Raw genomic sequence first — 23,571 nt, forward strand, 5'->3', positions numbered from 1 at the left:
ATGATCGTGCTCGTGCTCCCTGACATCTCCGTTGAAGATCATCTTCTCGCTCGTGCTCGTCAGGGTGAGCAGGACGCGATCTTGCGGATCTACGAGAGTTATTTCTCGCCCATCTACCAGTACATCCGCCTGCGCGTTGGCGATGCAGCCCTCGCGGAAGACATTGCCAGCGACGTTTTTGTCAAACTGGTGGTCGCGTTCAAGAGCCAGAACGCGCCCCGCCAGAGCTTACGCGGCTGGCTGTTCAAAGTGGCGCGCAACGAGATCAACGTGCATTACGGCAAGGTCAAGAAGTTCCCGACGACCACGCTCGAAGATTGGGTTCCCGCCAGCGACGAGGACGCCGAAGCGCGATTTTTGCGCTCGCTGTCGACCGAGCGTGCGCGCAACGCGCTCGGCATGCTGGCCGCCGATCAGCAGGAAGTGCTCATCCTGCGTTTTGGTCAGGCGCTGGATTTGCAGGCGACCGCTGACATCATGGGCAAATCGGTGAGCGCGATCAAGTCACTCCAGTTTCGCGCGGTGAACACGCTGCGGGGAATTCTAGGCGAAGGGTTGGACAATGGCTGATCAACGCTTCGTCAATGCCTTCAACGACTGCATCGACCGTCTGGCAAATGGCGAAACCATCGCCGAATGTCTCCGCCGCTACCCGGAATACGCTATCGATCTACGTCCCATGTTGGAAGCGGGCTTGCTGGCGCGCCGCGCTGAAAGTGATTCGGCGGAAGTGTTAGCCGCCAAAATGCGCGTCCGCGCCCAACTGTTCGACGCGCTTGCGCTCACGCCACCGCGCCGCTCAACACCGCCCATGCTGCGCGTTCTCCCCTTGGTCGCCAGCGTGCTGATCGTGTTCGCCTTCGCCATCGTCGGCGGTTCGGCTCTGCTCTCACGCCTGAATCAAGTCGACCCAACCCCCACCGTCGAACTGTTGCGCACGGAAACGCCGACGCCAACCATGACGGCAACACCGACCCTCACGGCGACGGTCACGCCGTCGCCAAGCAGCACCGTCTCGCCAACGGCGAGTCTCACGCCTACCAGTACGCCAACCGAGACGACCTTGCCGACGCTGCCGTCAACCAACACGCCTCGCCCAACCAACACAGTGAGCCCAACGCTGACTCCGTCGCCCGAACCCACCAATGAAATCACTGGATGTTCGGTCGCGATCCCGGCAGGTTGGATCATTCATCGGATCCAGTCCGGCGACACCTTGTCGAGTCTGGCGGCGCGCGGCGGAACTTCCCTGAACGAGCTTTTGCGCGTGAACTGTCTAGCGGCGACCAGCATTATTGTTGTCGGCCAGCGAATCTATGTGCCACCACTCAGCCCGGCGACCGCACCTGCCACCACGGGCGCGCCCGCGCAAAGCGGCGGGGGGAACACGGGGGGTGGTTCTAGTGATAACGGCAGTGACGACGGAAACGATAACGGCGACGATGACGACAGCAATGATAACGGCGATGACAACGGCGGTTCCGGCGGCGGCGGGGACAACAACAACGGAAACGATGACGACTAGTTTGTGCGAATCGGCACAAATGCAGTACGATTACCGTCAAACACAGTCAGTTTGTCAGGGATAGCACCGTGACCGTTACTTACGATTATGTCATTGTTGGCTCGGGTTTCGGCGGCAGCGTCTCCGCAATGCGGCTCACGGAGAAAGGCTATAAAGTCCTCGTCGTCGAGCGCGGCAAGCGTTTCAAAGACGCGGACTTCCCCAAGTCCAATTGGAACGTCCGCAAGTATTTGTGGGCGCCCGCCCTTCGCTGTTTCGGTATTTTACAGATTAGTCCGCTCAGGAATGTGCTCGTGTTACATGGTTCAGGGGTCGGCGGCGGCAGTCTGGGCTATGCCAATGTGCTCATGGCGCCTGATGATGCTTCATTTGCCAAAGAGGGCTGGAAATTCCCGCACGACTGGCGCTCAATTCTGGAGCCCCACTACGCGACCGCGCGGCGCATGCTCGGCGTCGCCGAAAACCCGCGCTTGTGGCCAGCCGACCATGTGCTGAAAGAGATCGCCGGCGAACTGGGCACGGCAGACACGTTCCGCCCGGCAACGGTCGGCGCATACTTTGGCGAACCGGGCAAAGAAGTCCCCGATCCGTACTTCGGCGGTGAAGGCCCGGCACGTGCTGGCTGCATTCACTGCGGCGGCTGCATGATCGGGTGCCAGCACAACGCCAAGAACACTCTCGTCAAGAACTACCTCTACTTCGCCGAAAAGCGCGGCGCAGAAGTGTGGGCGGAGACGGAAGTCCGCGACGTGAAGCCGCTCAGCGCCAATGAACAGGACGGCGCGCGCTACGAGGTCAAGATGTGGCGCTCGACCGCTATGATCCCACGCCGCCTGTGGAAAGTTCGCGCCCGTAACGTGATCTTCTCGGCGGGCGCGCTTGGCACCCTCCGCCTGCTGTTCCGCTGCAAGGAAGACACGCAGTCACTGCCCAATATTTCGAGCTGTTTGGGCACGCGCGTGCGCACCAACAGCGAGTCGCTGCTCGGCGCAGTCAATCGTGATACAAAAACCGACTATTCCGAAGGCGTGGCCATCACCTCGATCTTCAATGCGGACGACGTGACCAGCATCGAACCGGTGCGTTATCCAGCCGGGTCGTCGCTCATGCGCTATCTCGCTGGCCCGATGATCAGCGACGGCAGCATCTGGCAGCGCATTAGCCAGTCAATTCGTGAAATCGTCACCCACCCGGTCGACTTCGCGAAAACGCATGCTCTGCCCGGCTGGGCGCAGCGCGCGACCATCATGCTCGTCATGCAGCACACCGACAACTACATTCGCGTCAAGCGCGGGCGCAGCCTGTTCACGTTTGGCGTGACCAATCTGGTCTCCGAAGCGGACGCCGAAAACAGCATCCCGACCAAGATTGACATCGGGCATCAGGTCACGCGCCGCTTCGGGGAGAAAACGAACGCGGTCGCGCTCGGTTCGATCAACGAGGGGTTGTTCAATATCCCGATCACCGCGCACATACTCGGTGGCTGTCCATTTGGACGAGACGCCCATGATGGCGTGATCGACGCGAACTGCCAACTGCACAACTACCCCGGACTTTATGTGATCGACGGGTCGATCATCCCCGGCAACCCCGGCGTCAACCCCAGTCTGACGATTGCGGCGATGGCCGAGTACGCCATGAGCCGCATCCCGGCGAAGGCCTAGATCAAGCGTCGTGTTAGCATTGTTATGGGGCGACGTACCTGTCGCCCCTTTCGTTTCGCAGCCTTGAGAAACCGTAAAGATACAACTGTCCTCTAATCTAATCCTCATTTACTAGTGAGAAGTTTCACAATACCCGCAATATGCACCCCTAATTTCATTACATTCATAACTGCATACGAATACGGACCTCTCGTTAAGATGCATGGGTAACAACACGCAAAAAGATTGTGAGAGGTCAGCCTTATGCCCCGCTTGGACAGCGATACGCGCGATATGATCTTGGATACGCTCCGTAAGTATGCCGACAAGAAACTAACGCCGGAATACTTACGTGAACTGGACCACAAGGACGAATTTCCCCGCGAAGTTCTAGCCGAACTGTACGACCCATCCCAACTTGGCCTGCACCTGATGTTCATCGAAGAAGCCGACGACGGTCTCGGCGGTGGCGCGTATGACATCTATCGCGTTTCCGAGTTGATGGCTTCAATTGACCTAGGTATTGCAACGGGCGTGTTGGCAACCTTCCTCGGCTCCGACCCGATCACCGTGGGCGGAACGCCTGAACAAAAGCACTTTTGGATGAGCAAAATCGCGAATGAGTCGCTGCTGGTGGGTTACGGCGCGACCGAGCCGGGCGCGGGTAGTGACCTCGCCGCGCTGACGACGAAAGCCGTCCCCGTCTACGAAAACGATGTGCTCATGGGTTACAAAATCAACGGGCGCAAACAGTGGATCAGTAACGGTGGGCAAGCCGAGATCTACACCATTCTCGCCATGGCGCCCAACGGCCCGTCATGGTTTGTGGTGGAAAAAGACGCCCCCGGCTTCACCTGTGGTAAGCCGGAAGATAAACACGGCATTCGCGCCAGCAGCACGGCGGCGCTGTTCCTCGAAGATGTGTTCGTCACGCCGGATCGTCTGCTCGGCTGTGTCGAAGGGCAAGGCTTGGTGCAAGCGGCAGCCGTGTTCGGCTACACCCGCTTGATGGTCGGCGCGTTCGGCATGGGCGCGGGCTGGGAAGCGCTCAAGCGCGCCATCCGCTACTCGCAGGAACGCATTCAGGGCGGCGAGCCGCTCAGCCAGAAGCAAGGCTACACGCACAAGCTGATCGTCCCCAACGCCGCGCGGCTCGAAGCTGGCCGCAGCTATATCGAATGGGTGGCGGATCGGCTGGATGATGGCGAAATCGGCCTGCAAACCGAAGGCGCGATCGCCAAGTACATCAGCACCGAAGCAGGCAACAAAGCCGCTGAAGATGCCATTCAGGCGCACGGCGGTTACGGCTACACGAAAGAATACATGGTCGAAAAGATCAAGCGCGATGTGCGCATCACGACCATCTACGAAGGCACCTCCGAGGTCATGGAAATGACCATCGCGCGCGACCGCTGGCAGCAGCACCTCAAGACGCGCGGCGGCTACTACAGCGACTGGGCGAAGCGTCTCGATGAATTGCACCAGCGCCAACCGCAGAACGGCGCAAACTATGCCGCGCTGGCACTGCGGGCGCTCAATGTCATCCTTGAACGCTGCCGCCTCGACCGCCTCACCCGCCAGCAGCACATCCTCTTCCGCGTCGGCGAACTCGTCGCGTGGGCGGAAACCGCAGCCGTCTTCGCGGAACGCGTGGTCGATCAGGCGACGGAAGCCATTCCACTGGATGTGCCGACCCGGCAGGCACTCAGCCGTGTCTACGGACGGCAGGCCGCGCTCAAGGTGGCCGCGGACGGCTTGAGCTGGGCCATCGGCGCGGGTCAAACCGACCCGAACCTCGCGAATTCACTGAATCTGCCGGGAATTTACGCCGCGCAGGCTGGCTTGCTCGAAGATATGGATTTCGCCGCAGCGCAGCTCAACGCCGCGTTTGCGCAGTAATGGGGGCTAAACGCGATGAATGACTCGGCGAACCGAGCAGTAGCGATTGTGGGGGTCGGGGCTATTTTGCCCGACGCCCCATCCGCCGCTCACTTCTGGCAGAACATCGTCACCAAGCGCTACAGCATCAGCGATGTACCGTCAGATCGGTGGGCAGTGCGCGACTATTACGATCCCGACCCCAAAGCGCCGGATAAAACCTACAGCAAGATCGGCGGTTGGGTGCGCGGTTTTGACTTTGATTGGAAACGCTTCCGCATGCCGCCGAAAGTCGCGGCAGCGATGGATCAAGGTCAGCAGTGGGCGGTGACGATTGCCGCCGACGCGCTGGCCGATTATGGTTACCCTGAACGCCCGCTCGACACCGACCGCACCGCCGTCATCATCGGCACGGCGATGGGCGGCGAACTGCATTACCTCACAGCTTTACGCATTGCCTTCCCCGAATACGCCCGCGCGTTAGAACAAGTCTCGGAATTCAACCAACTCCCCAAGAACGTCCGCGAAGTCATTATGAATCGCTGGCACGAAATTCTTGACGGCGTGATGCCCCCGGTCACCGAAGATTCGATGCCCGGTGAACTTCCCAACATCGTCTCCGGGCGCGTCGCCAACGTACTTGACCTGCGCGGTCCGAACTTCATCACCGACGCCGCCTGCGCGGGCAGTCTCGCCGCGCTGACGACCGCCATCGAAATGCTGACCGAACATCAGGTGGACGCGGTGCTGACGGGCGGTGTGGACCGCAACATGGGCGTGTCCACCTTCGTCAAATTCTGCAAAATCGGCGCACTCAGCGCGACGGGCAGTCGCCCGTTCGGCGATGGCGCCGACGGTTTCGTCATGGGTGAAGGCGCGGGCATCTTCCTGCTCAAGCGCCTTGAAGATGCCGAACGCAACGGCGACAAAATTTACGCGGTCATTCGTGGCGTCGGCGGTTCCAGCGACGGCAAAGGCAAAGGCATCACCGCCCCGAATCCGATTGGTCAGGTCCTGGCGATCAGCCGCGCGTGGGAAAGCGCGCAGCTTGACCCCGCGAGCGCGGGTTTAGTCGAGGCGCACGGCACCAGCACCCGCGTCGGCGATGTCGTTGAAGTCGAGAGCCTCGCCAAAGTCTTCGGCGGCGCGAAAACGCACAGCATCGGCCTCGGTTCGGCCAAGAGCAACATCGGCCACCTGAAGGCGGGTGCCGGCGCGGCAGGTCTGCTCAAAGCAACCATGGCGCTGTACCACAAGGTACTGCCGCCCACGCTCAACAGTGAACGCCACAACCCCAACATCGATTTCGCGCATTCGCCCTTCCAACTCATTCACGATACGCGCGAATGGCAGAAGAACGGCACGCCGCGGCGCGCAGGCGTTAGCGCCTACGGCTTTGGCGGCACCAACTTCCATGTTGTCCTGGAAGAGCATATCCCCGGTCTGCTCACACAGCCGAAACAGTATCAAGGCGCAAGTGTCCCGCAGTCCAACGGATCGCATGGCACTAAACCCGCTGTGTCGACCAATTCCTCCTCGACGATCAACGCGGGCAGCAACGACGCGCCCGTCTCCGAACGTCCCGCGCAGCCCATTCGCGGCATCCTCGCCCTCGGCGCCGACACGCCGAAAGCGCTGGTCGACAAGCTGGCCGATGTGGTCAAGCGCGTCGAGGCGGGTTGGATGCCCCCGTTCGCGTTCCCGAAAGCGACCGACCTACAAGCGCCGGAGCGCCTCGTCATCGATTACGGCACGCACGAAGAACTCCTCGCCCGGCTGCACACTGCGCAAAAAGCCGCTGGCACTGACAATCCGTCGGCGTGGCGCGCCTTCACCGCGCAAGGCATTTTCCGCGGCAGCGGCAGCAAACCGGGCAAGATCGCGTTCATGTTCCCCGGTCAGGGCAGTCAATATGTGAACATGGGGCGCGAACTGGCCAAGGTCTCGCCTATCGTGCAGCAAGTATTCGCTGATGCGGATGCCGTCATGACGCCCATCCTCGGCAAGCCGTTGACCAGCTACATCTTCGTAGACAGCACCGATCCGTCGGCGATGATGCAAGCGGAAATCGACCTGATGCAAACGGCGATCACGCAGCCCGCGATGCTCACACTCGATACCGCGCTCTACGCCCTGCTCCGCGCTTATGGCTTTGACGCCGATGTCGTGCTCGGACACTCGCTCGGCGAATACGCGGCGCTCATCGCCGCAGGCATCATGCCGTTCGCACATGCGCTCGAAGCCGCCGCCGCCCGTGGCAGCGAAATGAGCAAAGTCAGCGTGGGTGACAACGGCAAGATGGCCGCGATCATCGCGCCGTATGCCGTCATCGAGGAAAAACTCAAAGAGATCGACGGCTACGTTGTCCCGGCGAATATCAACAGCCGCAGCCAGTGTGTGATCGGCGGATCGAGCGACGCGGTCGAACAAGCTGTCGCCCTGTTCGAAAAGCTCGGTTATCAGGCGCTGCTGCTCCCCGTGAGCCACGCCTTCCACACCCGCATCGTCGCCCCGGCGAGCGATCCGCTGCGTGTCGTGCTGAATCGCCTTGATATTCAGCCGCCCAAGCTGCCGATCGTCTCCAACGTGACCGGCGACTTCTACCCGACGGACGTCGAAGCCATCAAAGACTTACTCCAACTTCAGATCGCGTCGCCCGTGCAGTGGGTCGCGGAACTGGAAACGCTCTACGACTACGGCGTGCGCACGTTCATCGAAGTTGGCCCCAAACGCGCGCTGCGCGGCTTCGCCGAAGACGTGTTCGGCAGTCAAGTGCTCGCGCTCATGACCAATCACCCCAAGAACGGCGAACTGCCGAGCTTCAATCAGGCGATCTGCGGGCTGTACGCGGCGGGCTACTATACCGCGCCCGTGCCGAAAGCAGCGCCCGCCCCGGTCCAGATCAACGAACCTCAACAGGTGGTAACAATGACTCAACAGAATCCCTCGTTGGATGCGCTCAGCCAACTGCTCGCGCAAGCCTTGCAGGGGCAGCAGGCCGCGCCACGCCGCTTTGATCGCAATGACCCGCCCACCGGCTCGGTCGTGATCACGGGGACGGGTTTGGGTTTACCGGGTGCGGACAAGCCAGTGATGGCCGAAGACAACGCGCTGCGCATTTTGCGCGGCGAACAGTTCGTCGACCTGATCCCGGAACGCTTCCGCAAAGCCATGCTCGACAAGCGCATCACGCGGTTGGTCAAGAGCGCCGACGGCAGCGGCCACTTTGAAACGATTAACAGCCCCGACGAAGTGATCCGCCTCGCCGGTCGCGGCGGCACCTTTGACCTCGCCGATGAATATGGCATGCCCAGCGATTTGATCGACGCGCTGGACATCACTACGCAGTTGGCGATGGCCGCCGGGCTCGACGCGCTGCGCGAAGCGGGCATCCCGCTCGTGCAGACCTACCGCAAGACCACCACGGGCAAATACCTGCCGGATCGCTGGGTGCTGCCCGCCTCCCTGCGCGACGAAACTGGCGTGATCTTCGCCAGCGCCTTCCCCGGTGGCGACCGCTTCGTGCAGGAGTTCCAGCACTACTTCGAGTATCGCAACCGCATGGAGCAACTCGCCATGCTGGACGATCTGCGCAACCGCACCGACGACCCCCGGACGCTGCGTGAAATCAAGCGCCACATTGATGCGATTAACGATGAACTGACGCGCAATCCCTACGAATTCGACCGCCGCTTCGTCTTCCGCATTCTGGCGATGGGCCACAGCCAGTTCGCGCAGTACATCGGCGCGCGCGGTGCGAACACGCACGTCAATGCGGCATGCGCCAGCACCACGCAGGCGATTGCGCTGGCTGAAGACTGGATCCGCGCTGGTCGTGTGCGCCGCGTGATCGTCATCGCGGCGGATGATGTGACCGACGAACATTTGATGGAATGGATCGGCGCGGGCTTCCTCGCGCTCGGCGCAGCGGCCACCGATGATCGCGTCGATGAGGCCGCCCTGCCCTTCGACCGCCGCCGTCACGGCACGCTGCTCGGCATGGGCGCCGCCGCGATGGTGATCGAAAGCGAAGATGCGGCGCGCGAACGCGGGATGCGCGGCATCGTGGAAGTGCTCGCCACCGAAAGCAGCAACAGCGCTTTCCACGGCTCGCGTCTCGATGTGGAACACATCACGCAGGTGATGGAACACGCCGTGAGCGCCGCGGAACGCCGCTTCGGCATCAATCGCTACGCGATGGCCGAGCAGTTGGTCTTCATGTCGCACGAAACCTTCACCCCGGCGCGCGGTGGCAGTGCCGCCGCTGAGGTGTTCGCCCTCCGCCAGACATTTGGCGAAGCCGCCGACAGCATCGTGGTCGCCAATACCAAAGGCTTCACCGGGCATCCGATGGGCGTCGGCATCGAAGATGTGATCGCCGCGAAGATCCTCGAATACGGCATCGTGCCGCCCATCCCGAACTACAAAGAAGTCGACCCCGACCTTGGCACGCTGAACTTCAGCCGCGGTGGACGCTACCCGGTCAACTACGCGCTGCATCTGGCGGCGGGCTTCGGCTCGCAGATTGCCTTCTCGCTCACCCGCCGCATCCCCGGCGCGCTGGATCGCGTTGACAACAAGCCGCTCTATCAGCAGTGGCTCGATCAGGTCAGCGGTTATGAGCACGCCGTGCTCGAAGTCGAAAAGCGCGTACTGCGCATCGTCGCGCAGGGGTCGCCCAACCGCCAGCCTGCGCCGTCGCAGTGGCAGTATGGGACCGCGCCGACCGTGCGCACCAACGTGAGCGCCGACCAGCGCTACGCGCCCGTCCCGGCGGCCTACAGCCAACCGGTCGACTATAAGCCGACGTACACCCCGCCGCCCGCCCCGGTCGCACCCCGCCTTGAACCGACGCCCAAGCCGATCAGCCATGGCAACGGCAAGATGCAAGCCGAACCTGTCGAACCCGTGACGATCACCCGCGTGGAAGTTGCGCCGGAACCCCTGCAGCCCGCGCCAGTCGCGTCGCCCGCTCCAGTGAGCGCACCCACCGTCGACACCATCGCCGCGCAGGTGCTGGAAGTCGTCGCCGCGCAAACCGGCTACCCGACCGACATGCTCGACCTTGACCTCGACCTCGAAGCTGACCTCGGCATCGACACCGTCAAGCAAGCCGAAACGTTCGCCGCCATCCGTACCGCCTTTGACATCCCGCGGCAGGACAACGTCAAGCTGCGTGAGTACAACACGCTGGCCAAGGTGATCGGCTTCGTCAAGTCGAACCGTCCCGATCTGGTTCAGGCAGCGCCCGCCGCCCCACCGCAGACCAGCGCCGCGCCCGTGCAGGCCGCGCCCGCCCCGGTGACCGCTCCTGCCGTTGATATCATCTCCGCGCAGGTGCTCGCCATCGTCGCGGAACAGACGGGCTATCCGACCGACATGCTCGACCTTGACCTTGACCTCGAAGCCGACCTCGGCATCGACACCGTCAAGCAGGCCGAAACCTTCGCCGCCATCCGCACCGCTTTCGAGATCCCGCGGCAGGACAACATCAAGCTGCGCGAATACAACACGCTGGCGCGCGTGATCGGTTTCGTCAAGACCAACCGCCCCGATCTGGTGGTAGAAGCTCCTGCCGTCATCACACAATCGGTTGACGTAGGGGCGCACGGCCGTGCGCCCCTACCAGAGACACCCGCTTCGGTGAACGCCCCCGCCATCGATACCATCGCCGCGCAGGTGCTCCAAATCGTCGCGAACCAGACGGGCTACCCAACCGACATGCTCGACCTCGACCTCGACCTCGAAGCCGACCTCGGCATCGATACCGTCAAGCAGGCCGAAACCTTCGCCGCCATCCGCACCGCGTTTGAAATCCCGCGGCAGGACAACATCAAGCTGCGCGACTACAACACGCTGGCGAAAGTGATTGGCTTCGTCAAGACCAATCGTCCCGATCTGGTCGTCGACACGCAGCCAGAACCGCCCGAACCCACCCCCGAACCGCCGACCACCCCGCCTCAAGCGGAAGTCAGCAGCGGCACGGATGCGATCACGGCGCAGGTGTTGGCGATTGTCGGTAATCAGACGGGCTACCCAACGGACATGCTCGATCTCGACCTTGACCTCGAAGCCGACCTCGGCATCGATACCGTCAAACAGGCGGAAACCTTTGCCGCCATCCGCACCGCGTTCGAAATCCCGCGGCAGGACAACATCAAGCTGCGCGACTACAACACCCTCGCCAAGGTCATCGGTTTCGTCAAGACCAACCGTCCCGATCTCGCGGAGGCAACCTCTGTAAACCCTAAGTTGGCGGCGGACAGCGCTGACAAACCTGTCGCGCCGCGTATGGTGACTCTGAAGTACAGCGTGGAGGACGCGGACAAAATGCCGCGCCGCGTCCCCACGGCTTCCCTGCGCCCGGCGTTAGAGTTCTGCAAGCCGACCGGGGTGCAGTTGGACGCTTCCAGCCGCGTGATCGTCGCGCTGGATCAGGGCGGTGTCGGCAAGGCGCTGGTCAGCCGCTTGGAAAAGCGCGGCGTGACCGTGCTCACCATTGAGGACGCGCCGCCGAGCGAGGCGCTGCTCGCGCAAATCAACGAATGGCTGGCGCAGGGCGCGATCACGGGTGTGTACTGGCTCCTCGCGCTCGACGTCGAACCGAACCTGAACGACATGGATCTGCCGCTGTGGCGCGAACTGAACCGCCAGCGCGTCAAGAATCTGTCGATCACCATGCGCGCGCTCTACAATGCGATCAGCGAGGCGGGGACCTTCCTCGTCAGCGCGACCCGTTTGGGCGGCAAGCATGGTTATTCGCCGGAAGGCGCGACCGCGCCGCTCGGTGGTGGCGTGGTCGGCTTCACCAAAGCTTACAAGCGCGAACGTCCGGACGCGCTGGTCAAGGCAGTTGACTTCGAAATCAGCCGCAAGACCGCCGGGCTCGCCGATACGTTGATCGCCGAAACGCTGGTCGACCCCGGCGTGGTCGAAATCGGCTACGCGGACGAGATGCGCTATACCGTCACACTCATCGAGCAGCCCGCGCAGGATGGTCAAGCCGGCCTGACGTTCGACCAGAACACCGTGTTCGTGGTCACGGGCGCGGCGGGCGGCATCACCAGCGCGATTGTCGAAGACTTGGCGACGGCCAGCGGCGGTGTGTTCTACCTGCTCGATCTGGTCAAGACGCCCAGCCCGAACGATGCGCACATTCGCCTGTTCCGGCAGGGGCGCGACGCGCTCAAAGCCGCGCTCATCGAAGAAGCGAAAGCGGCGGGCGAAAAACCCACCCCTGTCATGATCGACAAGCGCGTGATGAGCATCGAACGCGACGAAGCGGCGCTCCGCGCCATCGAAGCGGTCGAGAATGCGGGCGGCACAGCCATTTATCGCAGCGTCAACCTGCTCGACGGCGCGGCGGTGACAGCGGTCGTCGACGAAATTCGCCAGCAGTACGGGCGCATCGACGCGCTCGTCCACGCGGGCGGTCTGGAAATCAGCCGCGCGCTCAGTGACAAGGATGCGGCGCAGTTCGACCTCGTCTTCGACGTGAAGGCCGATGGTTTCTTCAGCCTGCTCAACGCCGCCAAAGACCTGCCCATCGGCGCGACCGTGGCCTTTAGCTCGGTCGCCGGGCGCTTCGGTAACAACGGCCAGACCGACTACAGCGCGGCCAACGACCTGCTGTGCAAGATCAGCAGCAGCTTCCGCAACTGGCGTCCAAACACACGCGGTATCGCGATTGACTGGACGGCGTGGGGCGGCATCGGCATGGCGACGCGCGGTTCCATCCCGAAGATCATGGAGATGGCTGGCATCGAAATGCTCCCACCAGAGAGCGGCATCCCCACCGTGCGCCGCGAACTCGTGGCGGGCGGCTTCAAGGGCGAAATCGTGGTCGGAGGCAAGCTCGGCGTGCTGGTCGATGAATGGGACGCCGACGGCGGACTCGACGCCGCCAAGCTGACCGCGCTCGCCCGTGAGAAGAACCTGCTCATGATCGGCGAGGTCAAGGCCGCGAAGATTTACGGCGGCATCGAGGTCGAAACGACGCTCGACCCGAACGTCCAGCCGTTCCTGTACGATCATGCGCTGGAAGGCACACCGCTGCTCCCCGGCGTGATGGGCACGGAGACGTTCGCCGAGCTCGCCAGCCTGATTGCGCCTGATTATCACGTTATCGAAGTCAGCCACGTGAGCTTCGAAGCGCCGTTCAAGTTCTACCGCTTGGAGCCCGCCACGCTGATCCTCAACGCGCGCATCACGCCGGATGCCGCGGGCGGTCTGCTCGCCTATACGCAGCTCCGCTCAATCCGGCAGAGCAAAGCGGGCGTGCAGGAAAAGACGCACTTCACCGCGCAGGTGCGCCTGAACAAGCAACCCCTTGATCAGCCAACGATTGCGTTCACACCGCCGACCACGCTGCCCATCACGGCACAGCAGGTCTACCAGATCTACTTCCACGGCGACGCGTATCAGGTGATTGAAGGCGCGGGCGTGCAGAACGATACGGCCATCACGCTGCTGCGCGCTAACCTGCCGCCGAACAGCGTCCCGGCGCACACCGCCGCGATCATGCAGCCCCGTTTGATCGAACTGCTGTTCCAGACGGCGGGCGTGTGGCAGATCAGCACCAAAGGCGAAATGGCGCTCCCGATGGCGGTTGAGTCGGTCTCGGCACACCGCGTGCCGGATGGCAGCGAACGCCTGTACGGGCTGATCGAGGCAACCGATGGCAAGTTCAACGGACTGGTCGTCGGGGAAAGCGGCGCGGTGTACGTGTCGCTCAAGGGCTATCGCACGGTAGCGCTCCCCGGCACGGTGAAATTCGAGTAAGTTCTCGCCTCACCCTGTCGGGGCAAGGCATGCCTCCCCTCTCCCAGCAGGAGAGGGGGTTCGGAAATAGAAGGATACACGCATCATGATGATTCACTGGCTCATTCAAACCATCGACGACCACCCGGCGCTGAAGCACGCCACCCCACCCGAAGGTTTGCTGAGCGACCAAGAATGGGGAATCTTCACTCAGCTCAAAACCGAAAAACGCGCCCATGACTGGCTCATGGGTCGCTGGACGGCCAAGCAGCTCCTGCATCAACTCACCCAGGCGCCGCACAGCACGATTCGGATTTTCAACCATGCGAACGGCGCGCCCTACTGCCCAGATTTCCCGCAGTACAGCCTGTCGATCAGTCACTCCGGCGACCACGCCGTGTGCGCGGTGATCGAAGGCGAAGGGCTGCAAGTCGGCGTCGATCTTGAACACATCGAACCACGCATCGATGCCTTTGTCGAAGACTACTTCACCCCTGAAGAACAAGCGAGCATTCACCAGTGCGAGGACAAAGACCGTCTGGTCACCCTCCTCTGGAGCGCGAAAGAAGCGGCCCTCAAAGCCCTGCACATTGGGCTGAACATTGACGTTCGGGCGATCAATTGTTCACTGGACACGGAGGCCGCCGAAGACTGGAATCCCTTAACCGTATCCTACGCTCAACCCGATTCGCTCACGACCAACTGGTATGACGGCGTCCCGAAAACGTCACGGGGTCAGGCGAGCGGGTGGTGGCGGCAAGAGGGCGAATACGTGCTGACGTTGATCGCCCTGCAAACGGAGACTGCACAATGATTGAAACACTGGCAAAAGACATGGCGTTCTACATCGCAGAGCTCGAACGCCGCAAGACGATTTCGCAGGGCACGCAGAAGGAAGCCGACGCGCAGCACAGCAAAGGTCGGTTGACGGCGCGCGAACGCATCGAACTGCTGTTTGATCCCGGCACGTTCATGGAAATCGACTCGCTGGTCATGCCGCGCTTCGAAACCTACCTCGGCGGCAAAGAATCACGCTTTGGCGATGGTGTGGTGACAGGCTTCGGCCTGATTAACGGGCGCTATGCAGGCGCGGCGGCACAGGATGCTTCCGTCATGGGCGGCTCGCTCGGCGAAATGCACGCCAACAAAATCGTCAAGGTCATGCGCATGGCGCTGGAATACGGCTGCCCGTTCATCGCCCTGAACGACTCCGGCGGCGCGCGCATTCAGGAAGGCGTGGACAGCCTCGGCGGGTACGCCCGCATCTTCGACGCCAACTGCGAAGCCTCCGGCGTCATCCCGCAGCTCAGCGTGATCATGGGGCCGTGCGCGGGCGGCGCGGTCTACAGTCCGGCGCTCACCGATTTCGTCTTTATGACGCAGTCCAGCTATATGTTCATCACCGGACCGGAAGTTGTCAAATCGGTGATGCAGGAAAACCTCAGCCTCGAAGAACTCGGCGGCGGACAAATGCACGCACAGGAAAGCGGCGTCTGCCACTTCCTCACGGGCGACGATCACGACTGCATTAACAAGGTGCGCACGCTCCTCAGCTACCTGCCGTCGAACAATCAGGAAGACCCGCCCTACATCCCGCCCGTCGATGATGCCGCGCGGCTCACCACCGAACTCGAACAAATCGTCCCGGTCGACCCGTACAAGCCGTATGATGTGCGGCAGGTGATCGCCAGCGTGGTTGATGATGGGCGCTTCTTCGAAGTGCATCAACTGTGGGCAGAAAATATGGTCGTCGGCTTCGCGCGGCTCAACGGCTACGTGGTCGGCATCGTCGCGAATCAGCCGATGTTCCTGGCGGGCTGCATCGACATCAAGGCGTCGGTCAAGGCTGCGCACTTCATCCGCATCTGCGACGCCTACAATGTGCCGATCATCACCCTGCAGGATGTCCCCGGCTTCCTCCCCGGCAAGGATCAGGAATACGGCGGCATCATCCGCAACGGCGCGCGCATGATCTACGCTTACAGCGAAGCGACCGTGCCGAAACTCATGGTCATCCTGCGCAAGAGCTACGGCGGCGCGTACTGCGTGATGAGCAGTAAAGGTCTGCGCGGCGATTTGCTCTACGCCTACCCCAACGCCGAAATCGCGGTCATGGGTGCGGAAGGCGCGGTCAACATCCTGTTCCGTGGCGAACTCAAGGCCGCGGACGACCCGACTGCCAAGCGCAAGGAACTGGTCGAAGACTACCAGAAGAAGTTCAACAACCCGTATGTCGCCGCCGCGCGCGGCCTGATCGACGATGTAATTCAGCCCCGCGATACGCGCCGCGCACTCATTCAGGGGTTGGAACTGACGCTCTCCAAGCGCGAACGTCACGTCAGCCGCAAACACGGGATTTCGCCCGCCTAGGGAGGCGCACATGTTCAAGAAAATGCTCATCGCCAATCGTGGCGAAATCGCGGTGCGGATCATCCGCACCTGTCAGGAAATGGGGATTGAGACGGTTGCGCTCTACCAACCGTCCGACCGCGGCTCGCTGCACGTCCGCCTCGCGGATCAAGCCGTGCAGCTCGACTCGGACTTCAACGACGGCGCGGCGCTGATCGCCATCGCGCAGCAGGTCGGGGCGGACAGCCTGCATCCCGGCTACGGCTTCCTATCGGAAGAACCCGACTTCATCCGCGCGTGTGAACAGGCCAGCGTAACGCCGATTGCCCCACCCGCCGACGTGCTGGCACATATTCAGGAACGCGGCGTGCAAACGGTGACGGATACGCCTGTCAAACCGCTGCACCGTGTGTTCGTGCAGATTCTCGCGGATCAGCACGGCAACGTTGTGCACCTCGGCGAACGCGAAGGCTCGCTGCGGTTCGGCGGCATGCGCGTCATCGAAGAATCGCCCGCGCCCTGCTGCCTGAGTCACCAGCAGCGCCAGGGGCTGTGGCAGGCCGCCATCGAAATGGCGCGGTTGTATAACTTCGTCGGCGTGGGCAGTGTAGAATTCGGCATGAACGAGGAAGGCACCTTCTTCTTCACTGTGTTCAAGGGCCGCATCCAAACCGATCACCCGATTGCTGAGACCATGACCGGCATCGACCTCATCCGCGAGCAGATTCGCATCGCGGCGGGCGAGGTGCTCGCCTATACGCAGGACGACATCAAGATCAGTGGGTGCGCCATCGCCTGCCGCATCACCGCGCAGGACCCCCTGCGGAATTTCATGCCCAATCCCGGCGTCGTGCGCCATGTGCGTCTGCCCGGCGGCTTCCGCGTCCGCGTGGATACGTATGTGTATGATGGCTGCCCCGTACCCGCCGAATACGATCCGCTCGTCGCCAAAGTGACCGTGTGGGGTGAAACCCGCGAAGCCTGCGTCGCGCGCCTATCGCGCACGCTTGACGAGTTCCGCCTGAGTGGGGTGAATACCAACCTCTCGCTGATCAAGCGCATCGTGAACGACCCGGTGTTCATTGATGGGTGCTATACCGCCGATTACGAAGTTGAAGCGCAGGAGCGCATTCCGTCAGACAACCTGCGCGATCTCGCGGTCGCCGCGGCGATTCTGTACGCGCGCCGCAATCTATCGTTCAAGCCGGTTGTGCCGGAACGTCTGCAAAGCGGCTGGCATCGCCGCAACCTGGAGGGATCATGAGCAAGCTCACGGTGACGATTGGCGGCCAAAGCTTTGATGTAGAGTTCATGCTCACCGAAAGCGCCTCGGAACTGGCTGTGAAGGTGAACGGCGAGACCATTCAAGTGGTACGTCCCGACGCGAATCAGCCCTTTGAAGCATGCAGTTGGATGATCATCGATGGGCGCCCCCTGGAGATCGAGTTTGACCGCGATTTGCACTGGATTCGCTCCAAAGGTGACATCGAACCGCTGGAAATCGTGGACTGCGAAGCGGTCGTGGCGCGTCCGCGCAGCGGCGATGGCCGCATCAAAGCGCCGATCCCCGGCCTGATCACGACGGTGCTGGTCGTGCCCGGTGAGTCGGTCGAGGCAGGTCAACCGCTGTTGTATCTGGAAGCCATGAAGATGCAGAACGAGATTCGCGCGCCGTTCGCAGGCAAGGTCAAGGCGATCCATGTGGGCGCGGCGCAAACCGTCACCCGCGATCAGGTGCTCGCCGAAGTCGAGTAAACAAGCCAAGACTCAACGCAAAGGCGCTAAGACGGTAAGGTGCTAAGTAGGGACGAGGTATTCCTCGTCCTTCTGTTTTCAAACACCTTGCCTTATTTGAATTCACTTGCGTCTTCGCGTCTAGTCCTTTCTTTTCCTTCGTTGCTTGTTTTGGATCACTTGATCCCGCTGGACGCGAAACTCTGGATGAAACGGCGCTGGAACAGCATGAACAGGATGACGAGCGGCGCGATCACGATCACCGTGCCCGCCAGCAGTTGACCGTATAATGCCCCGACTTCCGTCGTCGAATACAGCTTGTTCAACCCCACGGTGAGCGGGCGCACTTCTTCGGTGCGCGTCACGATGAACGGCCATAGGAACTCATTCCAGTGCGAACTGATTGACACGAGCGCGAAAGCGACGTAGGCCGGTATACTCAGCGGAATATAGACGTTGAACAGAATCTGGAGCAGATTCGCCCCATCAATGCGCGCGGCCTCTTCCAGTTCGCGCGGCACTTCGCGGAACGTCTGGCGCAGCAACAGCACCCCAAACGCCGATCCCCAATACGGCAGCATGAGCGCCCAGCGCGTATCAAACAACCCCAGCTCGCGGATCGTGGCGTAGTTCTGGACGAGCAGCACCGCCGTCGGAATCATGATTTGCAGGAGCAAGATGAACAGCAGCACCCCGCGCCCGAAGAACTTCATCCGGGCGAAAGCATAACCCGCCATCGTCACCGTGACCAACTGCACGACGAGGGTCCCGACCACGAAAATCACGCTGGTGACGGCGTGCCACGCCCACGGCGCGACGCTCAATGCGGCGCTGTAGTTATCCAGTGTGATGCGACTGCCAAAGAAGATGTTCCCGCTGCCCACACCATCGGCCTGCGGGCGAAAACTCACCAGCACGGCGAAGATCAACGGCAGCAGCCAAATCAGGGAAACTACCGCGGTGAGAATTGTCGCGCCAAATCCGGCTCGTTTTTCAGTCATCTTCGCGCCCCCGCTCGAACAAGGCGAAATTACTCACGGTGAACACCAGCAGAATGAGAACGAGCACGACGGACATGGCGTTAACATAACCCCAGTTCCGCCGCTCGGGAATCGTCTGGAAGATGTAAAACAGCAGGAGATTGCTGCTGTTACCGGGACCACCCATGCCGAGCACCTGTAACTGCTCGACGGTCTGGAAGGCAAACGTGAAGGCAATGACGAGAATGAACAATGTCGTGCGGCGCAGGAGCGGCAGCGTGAGGTAGTAGAACTGCTGCCAGCCGTTCGCCCCATCGAGTTCGGCAGCTTCGTAGAAGTCGCGGGAAATGCCCTGCAAGCCTGCCAGATAGAAAATCATGTAATAGCCGACTTGCTTCCAGATGTTGACGACGATCACCGCCCACAGGGAGATGTTCGGGTCGCCAATCCAGTTCGCCCCGCGCCCGCCAAACGAGCGTACAACCGTGTTGATCAAACCGACCGTATCCGAGAACAGAAACGCCCAGATGCTCGCCGCGCCGATCAAAGGCAGCAGCGACGGGTAAAACAGGCTGAAGCGCCACACGCCTTGCAGCGGCATTTTGCGGTTGAGCAGCAGCGCGAACAGGAGTGCGAGCGGCACGCTGACCAGCACCGTCACAATCGAAAAGGTCAGGGTTTGGCCGATAATCTGCACGAACGCCGAGCCGATGTAGTGATCCGGGTTGAACAGATCGACGTAGTTCTCCAGCCCGACGTACTCCGATGGGTCACGAGCGTTACGCGCCGGCTTATACAGGCTGTCGACCACCGAATTGATCGCCGGATAAACCGTGAAAATGAATACCAGTATCAGGGTCGGCGCGATCAACAGGTACGGCAGCAGTCGCGCGAAGAGCGACTTGCGAAGGCTCACTGACACGGTTCCAGCCATAAACATCCTTTATGGGGGCAGTATCTGCTCACTATAGCGTAGGGGCGCACGGTTGTGCGCCCCTACCAAAACATAGATCAGGAGGATCGAACAGGTCTAGCGGTATTCTTCCAGCAGCGCATCGATCTGTTCCTGCGCCGAGGCCATCGCCGCCGCCGCATCCGTTTCCGCACCGCTGATCACGCTGCTCAACGTGGCGTTGATGATGTTCTGCGTGTCAATCGCGCGGTAGGAGGTGAATTCCGCTGCCGCGTAGGCGAGCTGGTCACGCGCCACCAGATACTGCGGATGTTCCGCGGCCCGGGCGGCCAGCGGGTCGAGTTCCCAGGCACTCGCGCGGGCGGCAATATACCCGGTCGCCGCGCCCCAGTCGGACTGGATTTCGGGCGAAGCCAGGAATTCCGACCACAGCCACGCCGCTTCCAGTTCTTCCGGGCTGCGTTCCGCGCCGGGCGGGTTGAAGATATAGGTGTTACCGCCGCCGGTCACCGTGCCATAACCCACGCCTTCGTCATTGGGCAGGCCCATGGGGACGAACGCCGCGCCGACATTGAACGTCGCGTTATTGAGCAGATTGGTCATCGTGCCGGTGGTGTGGATGATCATCGCCGCCTGCCCATTGAGGAACGCGGTCGGGGTGTCGCCCCACACGCTGCCACCCGCCGGACCAACCGCATATTCCGTACCGAGCTTGGTCGCAAAGTCGAGCGCGTCGATCACCTGCGGATCGTTCATGTAAACGGTCGTCGGGGCTTCACCCGTGATGTTACGGCCATTGCCGATGGCAAACGGTTGGAACACCCAAATCGGGAAGCCACCCGCGAACGGAACCAGCAGACCCCAGCGTTCGCCGTTGGGAAGCGTGAGCGCCTGCGCGGCGGCCAGCAGTTCATCGCGGTTGGTCGGCGGATTTTCGATACCCGCTTCGCTCAGCAGGTCAGCATTGTAATAGAGGATCACGGTGCTGCGCTGGAACGGCAGCGACCAGATCGTGCCTTCTTCGTCCATGCTGTTGATCAGGAACGCCGGGAAGATGTCGCTCACAAAAGCTTCGGGATCTTCGAGCGCGTCGATGTAGTCCTGCGCCGGCACAATCGTGCCTTCGTCGATGAAGCTGTACAGGTCGGTCGTCAGCATAACAGCAACATCTGGGCCAGCGCCGCCGCCGTTGAGTTCGGTGCGGATGGTGTCACGGGTCTGCGTATACGATCCGGTGTAGGTGGGAACGACGGTGATATCGGGGTGCAGTTCGTGGAATTGATCCGCGTACCCCTGAATGATCTCGTTGATCGGGGCATCAACAGCGGTCGGGAAGTAAAATTCGATGGTTATTCCATCTTGAGCCATGACGCCTGCGCTGGTGAGCAGGACAAACAAGGCGACTAGAAACAGCACTTTACGCATTTTGAGCATCTCCTAGAAGATTGCGGTTAGGCGCAAAGACTATAACCTAGAATTGTTAAGAACGACAAGCGTCCGTTTTAAGATGCGAGGAAGCGCTGCACTGTCTCCGCGTAGCGCGTCGGCTGTTCCAGATGGACGGTATGCCCTGCGCCGGGGATGATGGCCAGCGTGCAGTTGGTCAGACGTTCGCTCATACGCCGCGCAATTGCTGTGAATTTGGTATCGAGTTCCCCGGCGATCAACAGCACAGGCAAATGCAGTTCGCCGAGGCGATTCCAGTAGCTCGGCTGCGCGCCTGTCCCCATCCCGCGCAGGCTGTTCGCCAAGCCGACCGGGTTCTGCGCGAGCCGTACGACTCGCAGCCGTTCGCGCACTTCAGGCGACTGGGTGGCGAACAGCGGGTTCTGCTCCCACTTCGCCATAAAGGCCTCAACGCCATCCCGCTCGATGCGTTCCGCCAGCGTGTAATCATTGCCGCGCCGCGCCATGCGTTCGAACTCGTCATCAATGCCCGGCGACGCGCTTTCCAGTACGAGCTTCGAAAGGTATTCGGTATGGTGCAGCGCGAAATCGAGCGCCAAGCGCCCACCCATCGAATAGCCGAGCAGCGTCACAGGCGGGGTCGTTGTGCGCACAATGAGATCGACGAGATCCCGCGCTGCCGTGCTGATACCGTAGCGCCGATAATTATCCGGCGACTCGGTCGCCCCATGCCCGAGCAGATCGGGCGCGATCAACTGGGTCATGGGTGGGAACAAGTCCGCTGACCAGTTCGCGCCGCTGCCCGTGAAGCCATGGAGGGCGACAACGGGCGCGCCGTCCCCTGTCACCCGCACCTGATACTCAACGCCATTGATGTTCATATGTTGGAGAGAAGCTGCTCCTTCACAGCGGCCCGATGAATTTTGCCATTCGAAGTTTGGGGAAGTTGATCGACAAACACGACGGTGCGTGGCTGCTTGTAACCCGCGAGATGCTGACGGCTGAACATGATCAACTCAGGAATTGTGAGCTGCATATTTTGCCGGATGACGACCATCGCCGCGACGCGCTGCCCCCATTCGGCGTCGGGCAGGCCGACCACGCACACCTCCAACACGGCGGGATGCTGGCGCAGCGTATTTTCGACTTCCGACGGATACACGTTTTCGCCGCCCGAGACGATCAGGTCGCTGCGGCGATCTACGAGCCACAGGTCGCCGTCCTTGTCGAGATAGCCGACATCGCCCGTGTGCAGTTCACCGTTCGCGGATGCATGCCCGAGATAACCCTGCATGACGACCGGGCTGGTCACGATGATCTCGCCGATCTCCCCCGCCTTGAGCGCCTTGCCCGTCTCATCGACCACGCGCACCGCGGTGAACATGAGTGGTTTGCCCACGCTCCCCGGTTTCTTGAGCACTTCCGCCGGGAGCATGGTCGCCACCTGCGAGGCGGCTTCGGTCATGCCATAGGTCGTCGCCAACGGCACGCCGCGATCCAGCGCGCGCCCGACCAGATCGGCCGTCGCCGCCGCCCCGCCCAGCAGCACCATCCGCAGCGACACGGGGAACGCCTCGCGCGTATTGAGCAAGCGATAAAGCATGGTCGGCACGAGCGACATCAAGGTGATCTGCTGCGTGTCGAGCGCGCGATTGACTGCATCAAGGTCGAAGCCCGGCTGGAGCACCACCGTAATCCCGTAGAGCGCCGTGCGCAAAATGATCGCCAACCCGCCGACATGGTACAGCGGCAGCGTGCACAACCAGCGGTCGTTGGGCTGCACGCCGATGCGATAGGCCGACCCTGCCGCGCTGTAAAAGTGATTGGCGAACGTGAGCTGCACACCCTTCGGCCTGCCGGTGGTGCCGGACGTGAACATGATGGCTTGGACCGCGTTCGGATTGAACTCCAGCGGCCGCCATGAGTCGGTGAGCGTAATATCCCACCACGACTGCACGAACGGACTGGTCGTTTGATCAACCGAGACGACGCGGCGCACATCGGGGCTGAGCTGGGCGGCAGTCGCTTCTGTTTCAGCCGAGCAGATAACGAGTCCACACTCGGTCGCCGTGAGCTGATACTCGATCTCTTCAGCAGTCAGCCGCGTATTGAGGGGCAGCAGTACTGCGCCCATCCGCGCCAGGGCATGAATGAGCACCACATAATCCGTCTGGTTCGGCATCAGCACGCCGACTACCATGTTTGGCAGCACGCCTAAGCCCGCAATGCGCCCACACAGCACACTGACGAACCGATCCATTTCGCTGTAGGTCAATTCATCTTCCCCGCAGATCAGGGCGATCCCCTCGGGGCGAGCAATCCGCTGTGCTGCCAACCAATCTTTCATACCGGCCTCAATGAGTTCAGTTCACAGATTACAGT

Annotated in this window: 14 protein-coding genes; 9 read left to right on the plus strand and 5 right to left on the minus strand. The window is 61.6% G+C overall.

Annotation, left to right across the window (positions count from 1 at the left end; translation table 11 throughout):
• From IPK17_RS02980 to IPK17_RS03020, 9 genes are all read left to right on the plus strand, one after another.
• Positions 1-570 (plus strand): sigma-70 family RNA polymerase sigma factor, encoded by a 570-nt coding sequence (locus IPK17_RS02980; protein ID WP_343416178.1) that lies wholly within the window; start codon positions 1-3, stop codon positions 568-570.
• A complete protein-coding gene (locus IPK17_RS02985) occupies positions 563-1,525 on the plus strand; it encodes a LysM peptidoglycan-binding domain-containing protein (RefSeq protein WP_343416179.1) in 963 nt (320 codons plus the stop codon). Before IPK17_RS02980 ends, IPK17_RS02985 begins: the two co-directional genes overlap by 8 nt.
• A gap of 68 nt (positions 1,526-1,593) precedes the next feature.
• Positions 1,594-3,189, plus strand: coding sequence for a GMC oxidoreductase (locus IPK17_RS02990; protein WP_343416180.1), 1,596 nt, complete (start codon positions 1,594-1,596; stop codon positions 3,187-3,189).
• Between the two features lie 243 nt (positions 3,190-3,432).
• Entirely contained in the window at positions 3,433-5,067 is a 1,635-nt protein-coding gene (locus IPK17_RS02995; protein WP_343416181.1) for an acyl-CoA dehydrogenase family protein, read from the plus strand.
• 15 nt (positions 5,068-5,082) lie between these two features.
• Positions 5,083-13,827 (plus strand): SDR family NAD(P)-dependent oxidoreductase, encoded by an 8,745-nt coding sequence (locus IPK17_RS03000; RefSeq protein WP_343416182.1) that lies wholly within the window; start codon positions 5,083-5,085, stop codon positions 13,825-13,827.
• 85 nt (positions 13,828-13,912) lie between these two features.
• Entirely contained in the window at positions 13,913-14,620 is a 708-nt protein-coding gene (locus tag IPK17_RS03005) for a 4'-phosphopantetheinyl transferase family protein (RefSeq protein ID WP_343416183.1), read from the plus strand.
• Positions 14,617-16,176, plus strand: a complete 1,560-nt coding sequence (locus tag IPK17_RS03010; RefSeq protein ID WP_343416184.1) for an acyl-CoA carboxylase subunit beta — start codon at positions 14,617-14,619, stop codon at positions 16,174-16,176. Before IPK17_RS03005 ends, IPK17_RS03010 begins: the two co-directional genes overlap by 4 nt.
• Before the next feature lie 10 nt (positions 16,177-16,186).
• Entirely contained in the window at positions 16,187-17,419 is a 1,233-nt protein-coding gene (locus IPK17_RS03015) for a biotin carboxylase N-terminal domain-containing protein (RefSeq protein ID WP_343416185.1), read from the plus strand.
• Entirely contained in the window at positions 17,416-17,910 is a 495-nt protein-coding gene (locus IPK17_RS03020; RefSeq protein ID WP_343416186.1) for an acyl-CoA carboxylase biotin carboxyl carrier protein subunit, read from the plus strand. Before IPK17_RS03015 ends, IPK17_RS03020 begins: the two co-directional genes overlap by 4 nt.
• 155 nt (positions 17,911-18,065) lie before the next feature.
• Here the strand turns inward: IPK17_RS03020 and IPK17_RS03025 are convergent, their stop codons facing one another.
• From IPK17_RS03025 to menE, 5 genes are all read right to left on the minus strand, one after another.
• Positions 18,066-18,890, minus strand: a complete 825-nt coding sequence (locus IPK17_RS03025; RefSeq protein ID WP_343416187.1) for a carbohydrate ABC transporter permease — start codon at positions 18,888-18,890, stop codon at positions 18,066-18,068.
• The gene (locus IPK17_RS03030; RefSeq protein ID WP_343416188.1) at positions 18,883-19,803 is read right to left on the minus strand and encodes a carbohydrate ABC transporter permease; all 921 of its coding nucleotides are present in this window, start codon (positions 19,801-19,803) and stop codon (positions 18,883-18,885) included. Before IPK17_RS03030 ends, IPK17_RS03025 begins: the two co-directional genes overlap by 8 nt.
• Before the next feature lie 96 nt (positions 19,804-19,899).
• A complete protein-coding gene (locus IPK17_RS03035; RefSeq protein ID WP_343416189.1) occupies positions 19,900-21,207 on the minus strand; it encodes an extracellular solute-binding protein in 1,308 nt (435 codons plus the stop codon).
• Between the two features lie 77 nt (positions 21,208-21,284).
• Positions 21,285-22,070, minus strand: a complete 786-nt coding sequence (menH, locus tag IPK17_RS03040; protein WP_343416190.1) for a 2-succinyl-6-hydroxy-2,4-cyclohexadiene-1-carboxylate synthase — start codon at positions 22,068-22,070, stop codon at positions 21,285-21,287.
• Complete coding sequence (gene menE / locus IPK17_RS03045) at positions 22,067-23,536, minus strand: o-succinylbenzoate--CoA ligase (RefSeq protein ID WP_343416191.1); 1,470 nt, start codon at positions 23,534-23,536, stop codon at positions 22,067-22,069. Before menE ends, menH begins: the two co-directional genes overlap by 4 nt.
• Positions 23,537-23,571 lie beyond the last annotated feature (35 nt).

The organism is Candidatus Flexifilum breve, assembly GCF_016713355.1.

Coding starts and splice junctions, on each gene's coding strand:
- IPK17_RS02980 (WP_343416178.1), top strand. CDS start 1: ATGATCGTGCTCGTGCTCCCTGACATCTCCGTTGAAGATCATCTTCTC.
- IPK17_RS02985 (WP_343416179.1), top strand. CDS start 563: ATGGCTGATCAACGCTTCGTCAATGCCTTCAACGACTGCATCGACCGT.
- IPK17_RS02995 (WP_343416181.1), top strand. CDS start 3,433: ATGCCCCGCTTGGACAGCGATACGCGCGATATGATCTTGGATACGCTC.
- IPK17_RS03000 (WP_343416182.1), top strand. CDS start 5,083: ATGAATGACTCGGCGAACCGAGCAGTAGCGATTGTGGGGGTCGGGGCT.
- IPK17_RS03005 (WP_343416183.1), top strand. CDS start 13,913: ATGATGATTCACTGGCTCATTCAAACCATCGACGACCACCCGGCGCTG.
- IPK17_RS03010 (WP_343416184.1), top strand. CDS start 14,617: ATGATTGAAACACTGGCAAAAGACATGGCGTTCTACATCGCAGAGCTC.
- IPK17_RS03015 (WP_343416185.1), top strand. CDS start 16,187: ATGTTCAAGAAAATGCTCATCGCCAATCGTGGCGAAATCGCGGTGCGG.
- IPK17_RS03020 (WP_343416186.1), top strand. CDS start 17,416: ATGAGCAAGCTCACGGTGACGATTGGCGGCCAAAGCTTTGATGTAGAG.
- IPK17_RS03025 (WP_343416187.1), bottom strand. CDS start 18,890: ATGACTGAAAAACGAGCCGGATTTGGCGCGACAATTCTCACCGCGGTA.
- IPK17_RS03030 (WP_343416188.1), bottom strand. CDS start 19,803: ATGGCTGGAACCGTGTCAGTGAGCCTTCGCAAGTCGCTCTTCGCGCGA.
- IPK17_RS03035 (WP_343416189.1), bottom strand. CDS start 21,207: ATGCGTAAAGTGCTGTTTCTAGTCGCCTTGTTTGTCCTGCTCACCAGC.
- menH (WP_343416190.1), bottom strand. CDS start 22,070: ATGAACATCAATGGCGTTGAGTATCAGGTGCGGGTGACAGGGGACGGC.
- menE (WP_343416191.1), bottom strand. CDS start 23,536: ATGAAAGATTGGTTGGCAGCACAGCGGATTGCTCGCCCCGAGGGGATC.